The sequence below is a fragment of the Thauera butanivorans NBRC 103042 genome (assembly GCF_001591165.1).
Taxonomy (GTDB): domain Bacteria; phylum Pseudomonadota; class Gammaproteobacteria; order Burkholderiales; family Rhodocyclaceae; genus Thauera; species Thauera butanivorans.
The window spans coordinates 1-15,413 of record NZ_BCUG01000044.1 but is presented as its reverse complement, the minus strand read 5'-3'; the positions used below and the strand labels follow the sequence as shown (position 1 = coordinate 15,413).

Genomic DNA, 15,413 nt, shown 5'->3' with positions numbered 1-15,413 from the left:
CGTCGATCCAAAGCAAACTCGATCGCGCCGGTCAGGTCCTTTTTGCGCCACAGGTCCGGCTCGTCGTCCACGCACAAAAGCCCTTTGCCGAAAAAGCCCAAGCGCCGGATCGGCGAACAGCGCGAAAAGGCCAGCAGCCGCACCATCATCCGCTCGTCGGTCTCGGACGGATGGCGGGCAAGCGTCAGGCCGTAGTCGGCATAGTGGCCGCGATCCATGTCCGCGATCTGGATGTCGGCCTTGAAGATCGTCGCCTTGAGCGCCATCAGTGCATCTGTTCCGGCGGACGGCTGGCCTGCTGCCAGGCGATGACGGCACGCGCGGCATGCGCCATCACCCTGTCGCGCTGCTCCTGCGGCAGCTCGCGCGCCAGCGCGCCGAACAAGGCCTGGGTGGCTTCCTGCCCCGCACCTTCGGCAGCGAGGCCGTCGGCCAGGCAGCGGATCTGGATGAAGGCCAGCGTATCGGCCACCAGCCGCCAGCCGGCCAGCGGCATCTCGCGCATCATCAGGCCGAGCAGGCGGCCGCCGAGCTGCGCGGCAAGGCGCAAGGCCTCGTCGCGATCCTCGGTGGCGATGGACGAATGCCATAGCGCAAGGTGGATGCCCCGCCGCAGTTCGACCTTGAAGTCGATGGCGTTCTCCTCGGCCTGGCCGATGGCCTCGAACTGGCGCAGGAAGCGCGCCTCGTCCTCGACTCCGAGCCCGGTCCGCAGGCTGCCGATGAGTTCGGTCAGGCCGGGGATGGACACCAGGCCGAAAGCCTGGCTCCACGCCACGCCCCACTGGTCCATGCCGGACAGCAGCAAGGCCCGCCGCAAGGCGCGGGCCTCGTCGCCATCGCCGGCACACGCCCAGCCATCCAGTTCCCGCTGCAGCTGGGCAACGCCTTTCAGGCGGACCTCATCGCTTTCACCGACGCTGAGGCGGAACACGCGGGCAAAGGCTTCCTGCGCCATCTGCGCGGCCTGGCGCTGGCTGCCGCCGTCGGCATGGACAGCGAGAGGGTCGGGAGGAATCGCGGCATCGTTCGCGCTCATGGGGGCTACCATCGGCAGAAATGGGCGCCCATTGTGCACAGCGATAGCGCTCGAATCAAATCGGGCCAGTTGCATGCGGGCCATGGCAGCCCGCGGCGGCGCTCAGGCGATGCTGCGCGCCGCCCACAATGACACCGGTGCAGCCGCGCCAGCGCGAAAACCGACACTCTCGGCGGTCCCCTCGCGGAAGTTCCGCAGCATGCGATGCAGCGCCGCGGCGTCCTCTTCGGTGAAGCCGCGCTTGAAATCGGTCAGCAGCAGGCGCGAGCGGGTCATCCAGTTTCCCGGCGCGTCGTCCAGCGCACACCACGCGGCACTGCGATGATCCGCCTCGTGCTGGGCGAGCCACAGCATCGCTTCGCGCTCGCGCAGGCCATGCAGTTCGGTACCACTCTTGGGCAGCATGTGCGGCGTGGCGCCGGCGATGCGGGGACGGATGTCCTCGGCGAAACGGGTCAGCAGTTTCTGCATCGAGAACAGCATGCGCCAGTCCGAGGCGATGACCACGCGCGCCTCTTCGAACTCCCGCAGCACCGCCTCGATCAGCGGCAGGCAGCGAAAGTCCTCGACTTCGCCCCAAGGGTGGGTGACGCCATCGAAGTCCATGAAGATGTATGTATTGCGTGTCATGTTGCACTCTCTTTGCGATTTGGACGCATGGCAGCGGTTCTGGATTGCTGCAATGCGGAATATACTCCAATCCAAGGCGCCAGCACCTGCCGCTTTCGTCACGAATCATCGAAAGAAAGTTGCCGCACCCTGTGCGGGCAGGTGATTTTGCACCGCAAAAAAACCGCATTGAACAAAAACCCTACTGCGAGGACTACACATGGCTCCCATCATCGATCTGCAAGGCAAGGTCGGCCTGATCACCGGCATCGCCAACGAGAAATCCATCTCCACCGGCGTGGCCGAAGCCTGCGCCCAGGCCGGCGCCAAGCTGATCATCACCTACCAGAACGAAAAGACCCGCGCCTTCATCGAGCCGGTGATCCACCGCCTCGGCGTCGAGGACGCGTTCCTGCTCGACGTCACCCGGCCCGAGACCATGGATGCCGCCTTCGCCGAAATCGAGGCCCGCCACGGCAAGCTCGACTTCGCCGTGCACAGCATGGCTTTCGCCAAGCGCGACGACCTTCACGGCCGCGTGGTCGACACTTCGGCCGACGGCTTCGCGCTGGCGATGGACGTATCGACCCACTCCTTCGTCCGCCTCGCCAAGAAGGCCGAGCCGCTGCTCGAGAAGGCCGGCGGCGGCGCACTGGTGACGATGACCTACCTCGGCTCGGAAAAGGTCATCCCCAACTACGGCGTGATGGGCCTGTGCAAGGCCGCGCTCGAAGCCGCCACCCGCTACATGGCGGCCGAGCTCGGCGCCAAGAACATCCGCGTGAATGCCGTGTCGCCCGGCCCGCTGATGACCCGCGCCGCCTCGGGCATCGCCGGCTTCGACGGCCTGATGGCCGCCGCGGTCGAGCGCTCGCCGATGCATGCCCTGGTCACGCCCGAGGACATCGGCGCACTGACCGCCTTCCTCGTTTCCGACGCCGGGCGGCTGGTCAGTGGCGGGGTGCATTTCGTCGATGCCGGGTATAACATCATGGCGTAAGCACGGAGCATCGCCATGATCGCCACGATCGATATCACCGCAGCCCGGGCACAGCTCGGTCGAACCAGTATCGTGCTGCCGGACCCCGTTCCGGCGCATCCACTGCTCGACGGCAAGGAGGAAATCGGCCGTGGCGAATATTCGATCGTGCTCGACAAGGGCGACGGCGAGCGGGTCTACAAGATCGTCAGCTCGCCCGCCGACTACTTTCTCTACACCGCCGACGACCGTCCGCGCGGCGAGCATTTCCCCGTCATCCATGCCGACCACGGCATCATCGGCCGTGCGCAGTCCGGCTATCCGCTGCATCTGATCGAGATGGAAAAGCTCTATCCGCTGGCCGACGGCTCGCCTGCGGCAGCGCTCGCGCTGCGCCTGATCGACACCTACTGGTCGGCCTGCCAGCAATGGGGCAAGCTCGGCGCCGACATGGGCCGGATCGCGCTGTACGACATGACGCTGAACCCATTCGCCAGCGACAAGCTGGACAGGGCACTCAAGGCCTTGTCGGACTTCGTCGAGGAATACCAGGTCCTGCCCGACATCCTGAACGCCAACAATCTGATGATGCGCAAGGACGGCACGCTGGTGTTCTCGGACCCGGTCTTCATCGCCTGAGCGCTTTCCCGCTTTCCGGATGCTGCCACGGCGACGCTGGCGGGCGATCCGCGTATCATGGCCTGCCCACCAGCCGCGACATGCATGGAACGCCTGATGCACCCACACGACCATGACGCGCACGAAGAGCCCTCGCCGGCACCGCCCGACACGATCGGCATCGCACGGACCGGCGCCTTCGACGCCCCCGCCTTCGAACGCGCGATCGACGACCTGCTGCGCGCCTGCGGCATCGATCCGCATTCCTCCCATACCGGCCGCACCGCGCAGCGCGTGCGCGAACTGTGGCAGCGGCGCCTGCTCGGCGGCTACGAACTGGATCCGGCCGAAGTGCTGGGCGACGGCTTCGCCGACGAGCGCCGCGACATGGTGGTGGTGCGCGGCATCGCCGTCCATGGCGTCTGCCCTCACCACCTCGTGCCCTTCCGCGGCGTTGCCCACGTCGCCTACATTCCGGACGGGCGCCTGCACGGCTTCGGCCGCATCGCCCGCCTGGTGGACGCGATCGGCCACCGCTTCACCTACCAGGAGTGGATGACGCGCGACATCGCCGACGCGCTGCTGCGGCACGGCAAGGCTGCGGGTGCGGCTTGCGTGATCGAGGCCGAACAGCTCTGCCTGTTGCTGGGCGAGGACCGGCGCGGCGACGAACGCGTCGTGACCCAGGCTTTCAGCGGAGAATTCGAGCGCTCGCCCCAGGCCCGCAGCGAATTCCTGCGCGCGATTTCGGGCTAGACGGCATCAGTGCGGGTGCAGCACGCGGATGCGGTGCTGCGCGGTATCGACCAGCACGACCTCGCGCCCTTCGATGAGCACCGAGCCGCGATAGCGGTCGTCGCCCGACAGCGAATACTCGAAATCGAAGCCGCGGCGCAGCACCACATGCCCTTCGTCGTTGCGTGCGAGCCTGATGCCATGGCCGACGACGGTCTCGTCCAGAAACTGCAGCCCCTCGCGCAGGCAGGCACGCCGCGCCGCTTCCAGCCCGGCCTCGCGCGCCTTCAGGCTGTCGAACCAGAACCAGACGCCGCCGCCGAGCCCCAGCACCGCCATCAGCTCGGCAAAACTCATCTGCAGCGGGTAGCGGCGATCACGGCAGCATCATGCCGCGGATCATGAAGAACAGCATCGCCGCCATCAGCGCCGACGCCGGCACCGTGATGACCCAGGCGGCGGCGATGCGCATCAGTTGCGAGCGCTTCACCAGTTCGCGGCGATAGACCTTGCGCAAGCCCTTGCGCTCGACCTTGGAGAAGTGTGCCGGATCCTCGGCCTTCTTCGAGCGCTGCTTGAGGTCGCGCAGCATCTCGCCCTTCTCCTCGATCGAGGCTTTCTCGAAGCGGGCGACAAAGGCCTCGATCGCGGCCAGGTCGCCTTCCGGGTGATGCGCCTTGATCTCCGCCAGCATGCGGTCGTAGTTGCTCTTCAGGTACTCGCGCAGGAAACCGACGCCGAGCACGCCGCCGACGGCGATGTGCGTCGAGCTGACCGGCAGGCCGAACTGGCTGGCGACGATCACGGTCAGCGTCGCTGCCATGGCGATACAGTAGGCGCGCATCTGGTCGAGCTCGGTGATCTCGCTGCCGACGGTGCGGATCAGCTTCGGCCCGAACAGCGCCAGGCCGAGCGCGATGCCGAGCGCGCCCACCATCATCACCCAGGTCGGGATCGGCGCCGACTTGTGCATCACGCCGTCGCTGGTGATGACATCGACGATCGCGGCAAGCGGGCCGACCGCGTTCGACACGTCGTTGGAACCGTGGGCGAAGCTCAGCAGCGCCGCGGCCGAGATCAGCGGCACGGTGAACAAGCGGTTGACGCTCTGCTTGGTGTTGGCGAGCTGCATGCCGCGCCCGTTCATCGAGCGCTTGGTCAGCAGGAAGATCGGCACGGCGATCATCAGGCCATAGACCACCGCCTCGCCGAAACCGACCGACCACACACGGTTCAGGCCCTTCAGGATCAGGTAGGTACCGAAAGTCCAGGCCATCAGGCCGACCAGCATCGGCACCGTCCTGCGCGCCGCCGCCGCCATGTCGGTCTGATAGGTGATACTGCGCTTGACCAGATACAGGAAGGCGGCGGCGAACACGCCGCCCAGCACCGGCGACACCACCCAACTGACGACGATGTTGCCCATCGTCGACCAGGCCACGATGTCCATGCCTTCGGCGGCGATGCCGGCGCCGAGCACCGCGCCGACGATCGAATGCGTCGTCGACACCGGCGCGCCGACCGCGGTGGCGATGTTCAGCCACAGCGCGCCGGCCAGCAGCGCCGCCAGCATGATCCAGACGAACGTATCGGAATCCGTGATGAGTTCGGGGTCGATGATGCCGCTGCGGATGGTACCGACGACTTCGCCGCCGGCGATCAGCGCACCAGCCGCCTCGAAGACGGCGGCGATGACCAGGGCACCGGCCAGGCTCATCGCCTTGGAGCCGACGGCCGGACCGACGTTGTTGGCGACGTCGTTGGCGCCGATGTTCATCGCCATGTAGCCGCCGATCATGGCCGCCATGACGAGGATCAGGCTGCCGTCGCCGCCACCGCCGCGCATCGCGGCATAGAACATGACGCCGACGATGAAGAGCAGGCCGATGCCCAGGCGAAGCACTTCTCCCCGGCCACGATGCGTTGCTCGTTCAATTTCGCTGATGTGTTTCAGGTCCACGCCAAGTGATCCGAAATGGAAAGGCGCCATTGTTTCAGAAAATCGACAAGCGCCCAAACTCCTTGTGAGTCCCTCCACCGCCGATCACGCTGCGGCGCAGCATCGGTGCAACACCACCCGCGCCGGCCATTACAGCCGATCGTGCTTGTCGGCCCGCCCCCGCGCCTTGTCCACCGGATAGCGCACGGCATTGATTGCCATCTTCCGCACCGCGGCCCCTGCCAGGTCGATCTCCAGCACATCGGCCAGGCGGACGAGATAGAGCAGGACGTCCGCCAGTTCTTCCGCCACTTCGTTGCGCGTCGCAACATCCAGCTTGGCGGACTGCTCGGGGGTCAGCCACTGGAAATGCTCGATGACCTCGCCGGCTTCGCCGGCCAGCGCCATCGCGAGATTCTTGGGCGTATGGAACTGGTCCCAGTCGCGCTCGGCGGCGAAGCGGCGCAGCTCGTCGCGCAGGCGGTCCAGCCGACCCTCTCCCGTTCGATGCGGCTTCATTCGATGCGGTGCTCCAGGTCGAAACCGGCACCATCGTCGACGCCCAGCGCCTCCACCAGCCAGGGCATCGTCGATTCGAGCCGCTTGGGCAATACCCAGGGCGGATTGACGATGAACATGCCGCTGCCGAACATGCCGAAGCCCTCGCGCGGCGGCCGGCGCACCGCCAGGCGGACGTCGAGCCAACTGCCGGCACCCAGCTCCGCCAGCCGCTCCGGCAGCCTGCGCGCTTCCGGACGTGCGAGCATCGGGTACCACACTGCGTAAGTGCCGGTCGGGAAGCGCCGCATCGCATCCCTGAGGCAATCGACCACATGGCGATAGTCGTCCTTGACTTCGTAAGGCGGATCGATCAGCACCACGGCACGGCGGGAAGGCGGCGGCAGCAGGCTCTTCAGCGCACCGAAGCCGTCCGCCTTGCGGCATTGCACGCGCTCGGCCTCGGAGGCGAAAGTGCGTGCCAGGGAGTCGAAATCGGCCGGATGCAGCTCGAACAGGCGCAGCCGATCCTGCGGCCGCGCCAGCGTCATCGCCAGAGCGGGCGAGCCCGGATAGAACAGCAGGCGGCCATGGGGATTGAACTGTGCCAGCGCCGCACGGTAGGCGGCCAGCGGCTCGGGCAGGTCCGCCCGGTTCCAGATGCGGCCGACGCCATCGACATGCTCGGCGGTCTTGCCGGCCTGCTCGCTGTCGAGCGCGTAGCAGCCGCCGCCCGCATGGGTGTCGATGTAATGCCAGGGCTTGTCCTTGCGGTTGAAATAGGACAGCAGCTCGAGCAGCAGGGTATGTTTCAGGACGTCGGCGTGGTTGCCGGCATGAAAGGCGTGGCGGTAACTGAGCATGAAGGATATCCGTTTGCGACTCGCATGCTAGCACCGCAGAGGGGGAAAGCGCCAAGGCAGTCGGGGATCCGGATGGGGAATTCCCCGCAGGATCAGGGACATTGCCGGACCCCGGAGTGGTTTGCAGCGCCGGATGCGCTTGCTATGATGCGCCCCCCGAGCGTCGGCATCGGCCGGCAGCCAGAGAGAGCGAGAAAACACACATGAGCATCTACGCCCTGGGCGATCGCACGCCCCGTTTCGGCGAAGGATCCTGGATCGCCCACAATGCGACCGTGGTCGGCGCGGTGGAGGCCGGCCGCGACGTCAGCATCTGGTACAACGTGGTGATTCGCGGCGACAACGATCCGATCAGGATCGGCGACGGCAGCAACATCCAGGACGGCTCGGTGCTGCATACCGACGACGGCGTGCCGCTGACCATCGGCGCGGACGTCACCATCGGCCACATGGCGATGCTGCACGGCTGCTCCATCGGCGACGGCAGCCTCATCGGCATCAATGCCGTGATCCTCAACAACGCGGTCATCGGCAGGAACTGCATCATCGGCGCCAACGCGCTGATCCCCGAGGGCAAGGCCATCCCCGACCGTTCGCTGGTCGTCGGCTCGCCCGGCCGGGTGATCCGCCAGCTTTCCGATGCCGAGATCGAACACCTGAAGTGGAACGCCCGCCACTACGTCGAGAACGCGGCCCGCTACAAGACCGAACTGCGGGCGATCGACCCCGCGGCGGTACTCGGCCAGCCGCCGGCCTGAGCACCAGGCCTCAGGCCGGCAGTTGCCCGCCGGTCCGGGCCAGCCAGACCACGGCGGTCAGCACGATCGCACCGCCGAGGATCTGCAAGGGCGTGAACGCCTCGCCCAGGAAGATCGCCGCCAACACGATCGTCACCACGGGCTCCAAGGTCGACAGGGTTGCCGCATCGGCCGCCCCCAGGTGGCGGATGCCGACGAACAGGCCGAGCATCGCCACCACCGTGCATACGATGGCGATCGCGAATACCGCAGCCCAGGCCGGCGCCGTAGCCGGGAATGCCGGCTGCTCCCAGCCGGCCAGTGCCGCGAACACGATCGCCGCCGCGATCGCGAAGCACAGCAGCAGCACGGCCGTCACGTCTGCGCCGCCGGCATAGGCCTGGCGTGCGAAGATCGCCATCGCGCCGAACGATGCTGCCGAAAGTGCCACGCAGAGTGCGCCGACGAGTCGTGGATTCATGATGCAGGCGGCAAAAGCCGGGAAGCTTGCCTCCACACCACGCGCGGGTCAATCAGGCGGCTGTGCAGGCGCGCCGAACGCCGGCAATCGTCGGGCAATGCACACTTACACCCGCCTGCCCCGCCAGGCGGCGAATTGCGGTATACCGGACATCCCATCCATCACGGCGGGCGCATGCGCGCCATCGCTGCACGCGCCGGCCATTCATCGATCATCACTCCCGGGAGTTCGCCCATGTCTCTTCGCCTCTGGCCCAGCATCATCCTCGGCGCCGCCCTCGTCTCACCGCTTGCCTCAGCCGTCGCGCTTGCCGCCCCCGGGCAGGACGCCCGCCAACAGCAGACCATCGAGTTCTCCGCGAATGCGAGCCAGGCAGCGCCGAACGACCTCGGCATCGCCACGCTCTATGCCGAAAGCAATGGCAAGAATACCGCCGTGCTGGCGAAGGAAATCAACCAGCGTATCAGCAAGGCGCTCGAGCTGGCGCGCGGCTTTGCCAGCGTGAAAGCCCAGTCCGGCGGCGTATCGACCTGGCCGGTGTATGCGAAGAACGGCCAGGGGAAGATCGAATCGTGGCGCATGCGCTCGGAGATCCGCGTCGAGAGCCGGGATCTCGGCGTGCTGTCGGAGCTGATCGGCAGGCTGCAGTCGGACCTGGCCCTGTCGGGCGTCGCCATGCAGCCCGCGCCCGAGACCCGGCGCAAGGCGGAAGAGGAAGCCACCGTCAGCGCGATCCAGGCTTTCGAGCAGCGCGCGGCGCTGATCGCCAAGACCCTCGGCAAGCAATACCGCATCGTGCATATGTCGATCGGCGACAGCGGCGGCCTGCCGCCGATCAGGTATCGCATGCAGGCCGCGCCGGCGATGATGGCCGAAGCGGCACATGCACCGGCGCCGCTCGAAGGCGGCGAGAGCGAACTGGCAGTCAATATCAACGGCCGCATCGAATTGCTGGACTGAGACAGGCCAGACCTGCCACTGCCGGCTGCCGCACTGGACGCGACGGGCCGGCTCGATTATGTTTGCGCGCATGGAACATGCATCGACACCTGCTCCGCGCCCGGCCATGCTGCCAGACATCCGCCTTGCCGGCATCATCGCGCTCGCCGCAGCCCTCCTCGCCGGCTGCAGTTCGACGCCCGCTCCCGGTCCGCGCGCGACCACGGATGCGCCCATCACCCAGCCCGACCAGGGCCGGTACTTCACCCTCGAAGACGAGACTCATGCGCAGGAAATGGTGCTGTTCGCGCTCGGCCTGCTCGACACCGGCTACCGCTTCGGCGGACGCAACCCCGAAGCGGGCCTGGACTGCAGCGGCATGGTGGCCTGGATCGTCGAGAACATCAGCGGCAGGCGCCTGCCACACAACGCGGCCCAGATCGCCGATCGTACGCGGCCGATCAAGCTCAGCCAGCTCCAGCCCGGCGACCTGGTGTTCTTCAACACCCTGAAGCGCCGCCATTCGCACATGGGCATCTACATCGGCGACGGCCGCTTCATCCATGCGCCATCCAGCCGCGGCAGCGTCCGCGTGGAAAGGCTGGACAACCGCTACTTCGCGCCGCGCATCGACGGTGCGCGAACGCTGATCGCCTTGAATTGAGGTTGCGGTCCATGCCCGGCGGCGGGCATGCAGGTTACCGGCGCGAGCCCTTGTGCCCGGCTTCCGTTCGGTTTTCTTCGCGCCGTGCGGGCTTGCCGGCGCAGGATTTCATTTCTGCGGCACCTGCACGTAGATTTCTTCCGGCCGGGTCAGGCCGAGTTCGAAGCGCGCCCGCTCCTCGATCGCCTCGTTGCCCGACTTGAGATCGCGCACTTCGGCATCGAGGCCGGCGTTGCGCTGTTCGAGCCTCAGGTTCTCGGCGCGCTGCGCCTGCAGCAGGCGGTCGACTTCCCATACCCGCAGCCAGCCGCCCTTCCCCAACCAGAGCGGGTACTGCAGCAGCACGACGAGGGCGAGCAGGATCAGGATGGGCCAGCGCATGTTCGGGAAATGGTCGGAGCGTGCACGACAAAGGCCGGCGGATCGTCCGCCGGCCTCGCGCATGCTTCAGTCTCGGTTCGGCACCCTGCTCAGCGCAGGTTGTAGAACGCGCGCTTGCCCGGGTAGAAGGCGGTGTCGCCCAGGTCTTCCTCGATGCGCAGCAGCTGGTTGTACTTCGAGATGCGGTCCGAGCGCGACAGCGAGCCGGTCTTGATCTGCATCGCGCGCAGGCCGACGGCGATGTCGGCGATGGTCGAATCGTCGGTTTCGCCCGAACGGTGCGAGATCACCGCGGTATAGCCGGCCAGCTTGGCCATCTCGACGGCAGCGAAGGTCTCGGTCAGGGTGCCGATCTGGTTGATCTTGATCAGGATCGAGTTGGCCACGCCCTGCTCGATGCCCTGCTCCAGGATCTTGGTGTTGGTCACGAACAGGTCGTCGCCCACCAGCTGCACCTTGTTGCCCAGACGCTCGGTCAGCAGCTTCCAGCCGTCCCAGTCGCCTTCGGCCATCGCGTCCTCGATCGACACGATCGGGAACTTGTCGCACAGGGTCGCGAGGTAGTCGGTGAAGCCTTCGGCGCTCAGCGACAGGCCCTCGCCCTTCAGTTCGTACTTGCCGTCCTTGTAGAACTCGGAGGCGGCGCAGTCGAGCGCCAGCAGCACGTCCTGGCCGGGCACGTAGCCGGCGGCGATGATGGCTTCCTGGATCAGGTTCAGCGCCTCCTCGGTACCGGACACGTTGGGAGCGAAGCCGCCTTCGTCGCCGACGGTGGTCGGGTAGCCCTTGGCATCGACGATCTTCTTCAGGTTCTGGAAGATTTCGGCGCCGCAGCGCAGGGCTTCGCGGAAGCTCGTCATGCTCACCGGCATGATCATGCATTCCTGGATGTCGAGGCTGTTGTTGGCATGCTCGCCGCCGTTGATGACGTTCATCATCGGCACCGGCATCACCATCGGGCTGGAGCCGCCGAAGTAGCGGTACAGCGGCAGGCCGGACTCCTCGGCGGCGGCCTTGGCCACTGCCATCGACACCGCCAGCATGGCGTTGGCGCCCAGACGCGACTTGTTCTCGGTGCCGTCGAGTTCGATCAGCGTGCGATCGATGAAGGACTGGTCTTCGGCGTCGAGGCCGATGATGGCTTCGGCGATCTCGGTGTTCACGTTCTCGACCGCACGCAGCACGCCCTTGCCGAGGAAACGCGACTTGTCGCCGTCGCGCAGTTCGATCGCCTCGCGCGAGCCGGTGGACGCGCCCGAGGGCACGGCGGCGCGGCCCATCACGCCGGACTCCAGCAACACGTCGGCTTCGACGGTCGGGTTGCCGCGAGAATCGAGAATCTCGCGGGCGATCACATCAACGATTGCGCTCATGTTTTTTTATCTCCTGTTGTCGCTACGGAATGATTCAAATCGGTCACGGAGGGGCATGATCCGACAGAAAGGATGCTCGCGCCCGATCGCCAGCGTGTGGGCGCAGCCGCACAATAGCGCTTATCAGTCCATCCGGATACTGCAGGCCCCCAAGTCATTGTCAAAGCGTCGCTTCCAGAAAGCCTTCGCGCTTGACCAGCGCGTCGATCTCCTTCAGCGTCGTCAGCAAGGCCTTCATCTTCGGCAGCGGCCAGGCATTGGGGCCGTCGGACAGCGCCTTGGCCGGGTCGGGATGGGTTTCCATGAACAGGCCCGCCACGCCGACCGCGACCGCCGCGCGTGCCAGCACCGGCACGAACTCGCGCTGGCCGCCCGAGGCCGTGCCCTGCCCGCCCGGCAACTGCACCGAATGGGTGGCATCAAACACCACCGGACAGCCGGTGTCGCGCATGATCGCCAGCGAACGCATGTCGGAGACGAGGTTGTTGTAGCCGAAGGAGGCGCCGCGCTCGCAGACCATGATGGTGTCGGCGCCGCCGTTGGCCTCGCGCGCCTTGTCGGCGACGTTCTTCATGTCGCCCGGGGCGAGGAACTGCCCCTTCTTGATGTTCACCGGTTTGCCGCTGGCCGCCACCGCATGGATGAAATCGGTCTGGCGGCACAGGAAGGCAGGCGTCTGCAGCACATCGACCACCGCCGCCACGGCCGGGATTTCCTCGATGGTATGGACGTCGGTCAGCACCGGCAGGCCGAGCTGCGTCTTCACCGCTTCGAGCATCTTCAGCCCGCTGTCCATGCCATGGCCGCGGAAGCTCTTGCCCGAGCTGCGGTTGGCCTTGTCGTAGGAGGCCTTGAAGATGTAGGGGATGCCCAGTTCGCCGCAGATTTCCTTCATCTGCCCGGCGATGTCTAGGCACATCTGCTCGGACTCGGCCACGCAGGGACCGGCAATGACAAAGACGGGCTTGTCGAGGCCAACTTCGAAACCACACAGCTTCATGCTTCGCTCCTTCAGGCGCTGGCCTGCTTGCGTGCGATCGCCGCCTTCACATAGGCGGTGAATAGCGGATGCCCCTTGCGCGGGTTGGAAGTGAATTCGGGGTGGAACTGACAGCCGACGAACCACGGATGCACGTCGGTGGGCAGTTCGACCATCTCGCACAGGTCGGTGGCCGGTGCGCGGCCCGCCACCACCAGGCCCTTGTCTTCGAGCCTGGCCAGCAGCGTGTTGTTCACTTCGTAGCGGTGGCGGTGGCGCTCCATGATCTCGGCCGCGCCATAGATCTCGCGTGCCAGCGTGCCTTCCTTCAACTGGCAGAGCTGGCCGCCCAGGCGCATCGTGCCGCCGAGGTCGGACGCTTCGCTGCGCTTCTCGATCCTGCCGCTGCGGTCCTTCCATTCGGTGATGAGGCCGATCACCGGGAAACGGGTGTCGGGCGCGAATTCGGTCGAATGCGCGCCTTCCATGCCGGCGACGTCGCGGGCGAACTCGACCACGGCAAGCTGCATGCCGAGGCAGATGCCCAGATAAGGCACTTTGTTCTCGCGCGCATGGCGGATCGCCGCGATCTTGCCTTCGGTACCGCGCTTGCCGAAACCGCCGGGCACCAGGATGGCGTCCATCGCGCCGAGCACGCCGCAGCCGTCGCGCTCGATGTCCTCGGAGTCGATGTAGTGGATCCTGACCTTCGACTCGGTGTGCATGCCGGCGTGGTTCAACGCCTCGATCAGCGACTTGTACGATTCGGTGAGATCGACGTACTTGCCGACGAAGCCGATGTTGACCGTCTGCTTCGGATTCTCCAGCGCATGGATCAGCTTTTCCCACACCGACAGGTCGGCCGCGCGGGCCAGGATGTCGAGCTTGTGGCAGACGATCTGGTCGAGCATCTGATCGTGCAGCATGCCCGGAATCTTGTAGATCGAGTCGGCGTCCAGGCATTCGATGACCGCTTCGGGCATCACGTTGCAGAACAGCGCGATCTTGCGCCGCTCGTCCACCGGGATGGAGCGGTCCGCGCGGCACAGCAGGATGTCGGGCTGGATGCCGATCTCGCGCAGTTCCTTGACCGAATGCTGGGTCGGCTTGGTCTTCAGCTCTCCCGCGGTCGGGATGTAGGGCAGCAGCGTCAGATGGATGAAGCAGGTTCCGTTGCGGCCTTCCTCGAAGCCCATCTGGCGGATGGCTTCGAGGAAGGGCAGCGATTCGATGTCGCCCACGGTGCCGCCGACTTCGACGATCGCCACGTCGGCGCCTTCGGCGCCGCGCTTGACGTAGGCCTTGATCTCATCGGTGATGTGCGGGATGACCTGCACGGTCTTGCCGAGGTACTCGCCGCGTCGCTCCTTCTTCAACACCGACTCGTAGATCTGGCCGGTGGTGAAGTTGTTGCGCTTGCTCATCTTGGCGCTGGTGAAGCGCTCGTAGTGGCCGAGGTCGAGATCGGTTTCGGCGCCGTCCTCGGTGACGAAGACTTCGCCATGCTGGAACGGGCTCATGGTGCCCGGATCGACGTTGATGTAGGGATCGAGCTTGAGGTGCGTGACCTTGATGCCACGGGACTCGAGGATGGCCCCCAATGAGGCCGCCGCGATGCCTTTGCCCAGGGAGGACACGACACCGCCGGTAACGAAGACGTATTTGGTCATGGGAACAGTGCTGCGGGAAAGCGCGATGATAACCGATCCGCTCGACCGAAGTCAGCACGCCGCGCCGGCGGGCCACGGTCAACTGCAACAACACCATTCATGCGCCCGCCCGCGCGGATGGCGCAGGGGCCGCTTACGTCCGGCGTTTCCTCAAGCCCTCTTCTCGCAGCCGATGCAGCGATAGAGCACGGCGCCGAGCACCGCATCGATGATCGGCACGACCCGGAACAGCCACGCTCGGGCCATTCCCCAGCCATGCCGCACCGCGACACTTCAGCCCCGAAAAACGATTTCCTTCAAATGACGCCGGCAAATCCGCCTGACGAATGCCCCCCCGCAGTCAGCTCAGCGGATGAAATCCCGGCTCACTTCGCGAAAGAGCTCGGTGCCGCCACGCTGCAGCCATTCGAAGGCGACCATCTCGCGCGACACGATCTCGATACCGTGCGCGCGCATGCGCGCGAAGGCCAGCTCGCGATCGGCCGGATTGCGCGAGCCGGCGGCATCGGCGACGATGAACACCTCCTTGCCCGCCCAGCGCAGCTCGAGCGCGGTTTGCTGCACGCAGACGTGGGCCTCGGTGCCGCAGACGACGACTTGCCGGCGCGCTTCCACCGCGGTTGCGTCCAGGCGGCCCTCGGCTTGCGCCGAAAAGCACTGCTTGACGACATATTGCGCATCGGCGGTCGCCGCACGCACTGAAGCCAGCGTAGCGCCGATCTTCTCGGGAAAATGCTCGGTGACGACCACCGGCACGCCGATGCGCGCCGCCACCCGCGCCAGCCATACGCAATTGGCCTCGATGCGCTCGGTATCGTGGATGGCAGGCGCGAGCTTTTCCTGCACGTCGACGATCAGCAGTACGGATTTTTCGCGGTTCATCAGCATGTCTTTCTCCTCGTCAGGAAG

At 66.1% G+C, this 15,413-nt stretch carries 19 protein-coding genes; 6 read left to right on the top strand and 13 right to left on the bottom strand.

Going from position 1 to position 15,413, the window contains the following annotated elements; all coding sequences use genetic code 11:
- From TBU01S_RS16485 to TBU01S_RS16475, 3 genes are all read right to left on the bottom strand, one after another.
- A partial coding sequence (locus tag TBU01S_RS16485) for a YaeQ family protein (protein WP_174524547.1) occupies nucleotides 1–266 on the bottom strand: 266 nt, incomplete at its 3' end.
- Nucleotides 266–1,039 carry a hypothetical protein gene (locus TBU01S_RS16480; RefSeq protein ID WP_068638100.1) on the bottom strand — a complete coding sequence of 258 codons (774 nt, stop codon included), beginning with the start codon at nucleotides 1,037–1,039 and terminating at the stop codon, nucleotides 266–268. The genes TBU01S_RS16485 and TBU01S_RS16480, both read right to left, overlap by 1 nt.
- A gap of 102 nt (nucleotides 1,040–1,141) precedes the next feature.
- A complete protein-coding gene (locus TBU01S_RS16475) occupies nucleotides 1,142–1,669 on the bottom strand; it encodes an HAD domain-containing protein (protein ID WP_068638098.1) in 528 nt (175 codons plus the stop codon).
- Nucleotides 1,670–1,868: 199 nt separating this feature from the next.
- Here TBU01S_RS16475 and fabI point away from each other — a divergent pair, with 199 nt between their 5' ends.
- The 3 genes from fabI (at nucleotide 1,869) to folE (ending at nucleotide 4,001) form a co-directional block, all read left to right on the top strand.
- Complete coding sequence (gene fabI, locus TBU01S_RS16470; RefSeq protein WP_068638096.1) at nucleotides 1,869–2,648, top strand: enoyl-ACP reductase FabI; 780 nt, start codon at nucleotides 1,869–1,871, stop codon at nucleotides 2,646–2,648.
- Between the two features lie 15 nt (nucleotides 2,649–2,663).
- Nucleotides 2,664–3,266, top strand: coding sequence for a hypothetical protein (locus tag TBU01S_RS16465; protein ID WP_068638094.1), 603 nt, complete (start codon nucleotides 2,664–2,666; stop codon nucleotides 3,264–3,266).
- A gap of 96 nt (nucleotides 3,267–3,362) precedes the next feature.
- On the top strand, nucleotides 3,363–4,001 hold the full coding sequence (gene folE / locus TBU01S_RS16460) for a GTP cyclohydrolase I FolE (RefSeq protein ID WP_068638107.1): 639 nt from the start codon (nucleotides 3,363–3,365) through the stop codon (nucleotides 3,999–4,001).
- A gap of 6 nt (nucleotides 4,002–4,007) precedes the next feature.
- Here the strand turns inward: folE and TBU01S_RS16455 are convergent, their stop codons facing one another.
- The 4 genes from TBU01S_RS16455 to TBU01S_RS16440 all read right to left on the bottom strand — a co-directional run bounded on the left by TBU01S_RS16455 (nucleotide 4,008) and on the right by TBU01S_RS16440 (nucleotide 7,280).
- A complete protein-coding gene (locus tag TBU01S_RS16455; RefSeq protein ID WP_068638092.1) occupies nucleotides 4,008–4,337 on the bottom strand; it encodes a DUF3301 domain-containing protein in 330 nt (109 codons plus the stop codon).
- A 19-nt stretch (nucleotides 4,338–4,356) separates the two neighbouring features.
- Nucleotides 4,357–5,940, bottom strand: coding sequence for an inorganic phosphate transporter (locus tag TBU01S_RS16450; RefSeq protein WP_068638106.1), 1,584 nt, complete (start codon nucleotides 5,938–5,940; stop codon nucleotides 4,357–4,359).
- Nucleotides 5,941–6,069: 129 nt separating this feature from the next.
- Nucleotides 6,070–6,438 carry a nucleotide pyrophosphohydrolase gene (locus TBU01S_RS16445; protein ID WP_068638090.1) on the bottom strand — a complete coding sequence of 123 codons (369 nt, stop codon included), beginning with the start codon at nucleotides 6,436–6,438 and terminating at the stop codon, nucleotides 6,070–6,072.
- Nucleotides 6,435–7,280 (bottom strand): 23S rRNA (adenine(2030)-N(6))-methyltransferase RlmJ, encoded by an 846-nt coding sequence (locus TBU01S_RS16440; RefSeq protein WP_068638088.1) that lies wholly within the window; start codon nucleotides 7,278–7,280, stop codon nucleotides 6,435–6,437. Before TBU01S_RS16440 ends, TBU01S_RS16445 begins: the two co-directional genes overlap by 4 nt.
- A 203-nt stretch (nucleotides 7,281–7,483) precedes the next feature.
- On the opposite strand from TBU01S_RS16440, the gene TBU01S_RS16435 reads away from it, so the two are divergent.
- The gene (locus TBU01S_RS16435; protein ID WP_068638086.1) at nucleotides 7,484–8,038 is read left to right on the top strand and encodes a gamma carbonic anhydrase family protein; all 555 of its coding nucleotides are present in this window, start codon (nucleotides 7,484–7,486) and stop codon (nucleotides 8,036–8,038) included.
- A 10-nt stretch (nucleotides 8,039–8,048) separates the two neighbouring features.
- Here the strand turns inward: TBU01S_RS16435 and TBU01S_RS16430 are convergent, their stop codons facing one another.
- A complete protein-coding gene (locus tag TBU01S_RS16430) occupies nucleotides 8,049–8,498 on the bottom strand; it encodes an EamA family transporter (protein WP_088178892.1) in 450 nt (149 codons plus the stop codon).
- Between the two features lie 234 nt (nucleotides 8,499–8,732).
- On the opposite strand from TBU01S_RS16430, the gene TBU01S_RS16425 reads away from it, so the two are divergent.
- Both TBU01S_RS16425 and TBU01S_RS16420 read left to right on the top strand, forming a co-directional pair.
- Complete coding sequence (locus TBU01S_RS16425) at nucleotides 8,733–9,458, top strand: SIMPL domain-containing protein (RefSeq protein ID WP_068638104.1); 726 nt, start codon at nucleotides 8,733–8,735, stop codon at nucleotides 9,456–9,458.
- Nucleotides 9,459–9,564: 106 nt separating this feature from the next.
- Nucleotides 9,565–10,101, top strand: coding sequence for a C40 family peptidase (locus TBU01S_RS16420; protein ID WP_068638082.1), 537 nt, complete (start codon nucleotides 9,565–9,567; stop codon nucleotides 10,099–10,101).
- A 108-nt stretch (nucleotides 10,102–10,209) separates the two neighbouring features.
- On the opposite strand, the gene ftsB is transcribed toward TBU01S_RS16420, so the two are convergent.
- The 5 genes from ftsB to TBU01S_RS16395 form a co-directional block, all read right to left on the bottom strand.
- A complete protein-coding gene (gene ftsB, locus TBU01S_RS16415) occupies nucleotides 10,210–10,482 on the bottom strand; it encodes a cell division protein FtsB (RefSeq protein WP_068638080.1) in 273 nt (90 codons plus the stop codon).
- 89 nt (nucleotides 10,483–10,571) lie between these two features.
- Nucleotides 10,572–11,855, bottom strand: coding sequence for a phosphopyruvate hydratase (gene eno / locus TBU01S_RS16410; protein ID WP_068638078.1), 1,284 nt, complete (start codon nucleotides 11,853–11,855; stop codon nucleotides 10,572–10,574).
- A 160-nt stretch (nucleotides 11,856–12,015) separates the two neighbouring features.
- Complete coding sequence (gene kdsA, locus TBU01S_RS16405; protein WP_068638077.1) at nucleotides 12,016–12,855, bottom strand: 3-deoxy-8-phosphooctulonate synthase; 840 nt, start codon at nucleotides 12,853–12,855, stop codon at nucleotides 12,016–12,018.
- Nucleotides 12,856–12,866: 11 nt separating this feature from the next.
- Complete coding sequence (gene pyrG, locus TBU01S_RS16400; protein ID WP_068638076.1) at nucleotides 12,867–14,504, bottom strand: CTP synthase; 1,638 nt, start codon at nucleotides 14,502–14,504, stop codon at nucleotides 12,867–12,869.
- 345 nt (nucleotides 14,505–14,849) lie between these two features.
- Entirely contained in the window at nucleotides 14,850–15,392 is a 543-nt protein-coding gene (locus TBU01S_RS16395; protein WP_068638102.1) for a hydrolase, read from the bottom strand.
- Nucleotides 15,393–15,413 lie beyond the last annotated feature (21 nt).